Raw genomic sequence first — 3,013 nt, 5'->3', positions numbered from 1 at the left:
CCGCAATTACCTTGGGAGATCGCGGGATCGCTCTACGTCGTCGGCGTTACTGCGTATGCGGCTGTGCGAGCGGTGGCGCCGCAGCCGGCTGAGACGGTGGCCGTGTCGGCAGCCGCCGGAGGAGTCGGGAGCCTGGTCGTGCAACTGTTGACCCTGCGCCGGGCGCAGGTGCTCGGTATTGCGTCGGCGGGCAACGCCGACTGGCTGCGTGCCCATCACATCATTCCGGTGGAGTACGGAGACGGGCTGGCGGTGCGGTTGCGCGATGCCGCCCCGAACGGGATCGACGCGTTCATCGACTTGTTCGGGCCGGACTACATCCAACTCGCCGTCGACCTCGGTGTGGCGCCGGAACGGATCGAAACGATCATCTCGTTCGCCAAAGCTGCCGAGGTCGGCGCCAAGACCGAAGGCAGCATGGATGCGTCGACGCCGGAAGTGTTGACCGAGATTGCCGACGTGGTGGTCAGCGGCGACATCGATTTTGATATCGCCGCCACCTACCCGCTCGACCGGGTCGCCGACGCATTCGAACAGCTCGAGCGGCGCCATACCCACGGCAAAATCGTGCTGCTGCCCCAGGATTGACGCTTCTCGTCAGCGGCGGCGGCCGTCGCCGCGGTACGGATGACCGCCCAGGGACGCCGTCACCACTGCGGGCGCCGTCAGCGACACGTACAGGTTAGCCCGCTCCTGCGGAGTCAGGTTGCGACGCGCCCGCAACCTGGCGGCAGCTCGCCGACCAGCCCGCAGGGACGGTGAAACACATTGAGTAACAACAAAAGCCATGATCTTCTCCTGCCGGAGGGCCGGCCGTTAGTCACCCGAGCGCCGCGGAAACTCAGGCGGCGGCTGGTATGCCATGACCGGATCGGACGGATATCGAATACGGATAGCAACAATCACTTGGACTCATCTCGCCCTCACCTCCTCACGGCTAAGACTCGCGGTGTTGCCACTGTGCACGCACAGGAGGGAATCGAGTGCCCGCCGAAACCGGCCGGCACGCACCCCTCTCGTCGGGGCTTCGGCACTGCACGGCGTGTCTGGACGGTGGTCCAGAAGCCACTTGGGCTCAACCCTTAAGCCGGGAAGAGCTGTCCTGACCCGGGGCGTCTCTCGACGTTCGAGGTCAGTGGCCTATATCCGTGCAGACGCCTCACCTATCGAGGTGCTTGCCCGCCCATCCTCGCACCGGAACCGATAGGCGTCAAACGCTAAACCGTTCAGCGCTTACCGCAGTGATTCCTCGAGCCACGGCGTCAGCCATTTCACGCCTTCGGCGGTGAGGTGGACGCCGTCGCTGCGCACCGGGATGCCGTCGACTTTGGTGGTGTAGACACCCTCCGGACAGAGCTTCTTGTTGAGGTCGAGTATCCCGACATTGGGACGTTGCCCGATGGTGCGGCGCAGCAGAGCATTCCAGTGGTTGGCCCGCTCGGGCTGGTCCTCCGGATACAGGCTGCCGTCCGGTCGTTCGCCGCGACGGCTGTAGGGCAGGTTGGCCACCGTCACCGGCGCACCGGCGGCGGCGAGGATGTCCATCGCGCGTCCCAGCTCGCCGCTGATGTAGGCGTCGAACGCCGGATCGCCGATATGGGTCCAGCGCCCCTCGTTGACCCGATCCACGGTTTCCCATCGGCCGACGATCAGCAGGACGGCATCGGGTCGGTCTTCGGCGACCTGCGCCGCCCATCGGCCCGGCCAGGACTCGCATTCACTCTTCTGATCCAAGGTTTGGTTGAGATACCGGTATGGTCCGCCGCGCACCATGCTGCACCCGATGACGGTGTGGTCGACGAAGTCGAACCCGGGGGTCTCCGGCAGATAATGCATCAACGTCCAGCCGATCGAGTCACCGAATACCGAAACGGTGAACGGCCGATGTGGATCTTTTTGAGCGACGGCCCGTGCCGGCCGCGAACCGAACGGCGGTGACGGCGAGACCACGGCGACCGACGAGATGCCGGGCGGCAGACTGCTGTCGGCCGCCCCGCCGGATTTGGCGCCGACCGGTACTACCAGCATCGTCACCGCGGCCGCGGTAGCGGCGGTGGCCCCGGCCAGCGGCAGCAGCGGCACCCGCACCGGTCGCCATCGTCGGGCGGGTTGTTCGATCAGCCACCACGACGCGGCCGACGCCGCCAGGGTGGCCACACACCGCACCGAGAACAACGAAAGTCCCGACCACCCGGTCCGTTCACCGTTGATCACCAGAAAGATTGGCCAGTGCCACAGGTAGACGCCGTAGGAAATCATGCCCAGCCACACCAGCGGACGCCAGGACAACACCGTGGCGACCGGCCCGCGCTGGTCGAGCGCCACCGGCGCGATGACCAGAGCGGCGGCCACCGCGACCGCGATCAGCAGACCGTGGCGAAACTCGCGGGCGCTGCCGGTCGCGTAGTGGGCGGCCACCGCCAAGGCCGCCAGGCCCATGACCGGCAGCAGACGGGCGGTCCATTTCCCCCAGCGGGTCCGGATCAGCGACCAGCCGCGATTGAGCGCCGGCCAATCGTCGACCAGCAGCGCAGCTGCCGCGGCGCCGGTCAGCAGCGCCTGGGCTCGGGTGTCGGTGCCGAAATAGACCCGGTCCCGCGTTGCGTCGGACGTCAGGATGATGGCCGCGGCGGCGGAAGCGAGCGCACCCAACGTCCCCACCAGCAAAACGGTCAACCGGACGCCACCGAGTGAGGCCAGCCTGTTGCGGCGTCGTGCTCCGGCTGCCAGCAGAGCGGCCACCGCCATCAGCAGCAGCGGCCAGCCGATGTAGTACTGCTCCTCCACACCGAGCGACCACGCGTGTTGCAGGGGCGACGGCGGTGCGCCCTGGGTGAAGTAGTCGGTCTTCTGCGCGACGAACATCCAGTTCACTGTCCAGAAGAACGCGGCGATGGCGTCATCACGGAGCCCGGCGACGGCCTCGGGCGAAAAAAGTTGGCGCCCAACGGCGACGGTCAGCACCATGAGCACCAGCGCGGGCAGCAGTCGTCGCGCACGTCGAATCCAGAAG

Annotated in this window: 3 protein-coding genes and 1 riboswitch; of the genes, 1 reads left to right on the top strand and 2 read right to left on the bottom strand. The window is 66.9% G+C overall.

Annotated features, from left to right (window positions below):
* A partial coding sequence (locus ACRDTL_RS13645) for a zinc-binding dehydrogenase (protein ID WP_431507240.1) occupies window positions 1-588 on the top strand: 588 nt, incomplete at its 5' end.
* A gap of 9 nt (window positions 589-597) precedes the next feature.
* On the opposite strand, the gene ACRDTL_RS13640 is transcribed toward ACRDTL_RS13645, so the two are convergent.
* On the bottom strand, window positions 598-789 hold the full coding sequence (locus tag ACRDTL_RS13640; protein ID WP_431507239.1) for a hypothetical protein: 192 nt from the start codon (window positions 787-789) through the stop codon (window positions 598-600).
* A gap of 215 nt (window positions 790-1,004) precedes the next feature.
* Window positions 1,005-1,178: riboswitch (M-box (ykoK) riboswitch) on the bottom strand.
* Between the two features lie 55 nt (window positions 1,179-1,233).
* On the bottom strand, window positions 1,234-3,013 hold a 1,780-nt coding region (locus ACRDTL_RS13635; RefSeq protein ID WP_431507238.1), incomplete at its 5' end, for an acyltransferase family protein.

The organism is Mycobacterium sp. (genome assembly GCF_050700595.1).
Lineage (GTDB): Bacteria > Actinomycetota > Actinomycetes > Mycobacteriales > Mycobacteriaceae > Mycobacterium.
Note: the sequence above shows the minus strand (reverse complement) of the source record. Positions and strands in the feature narration are given on the sequence as shown.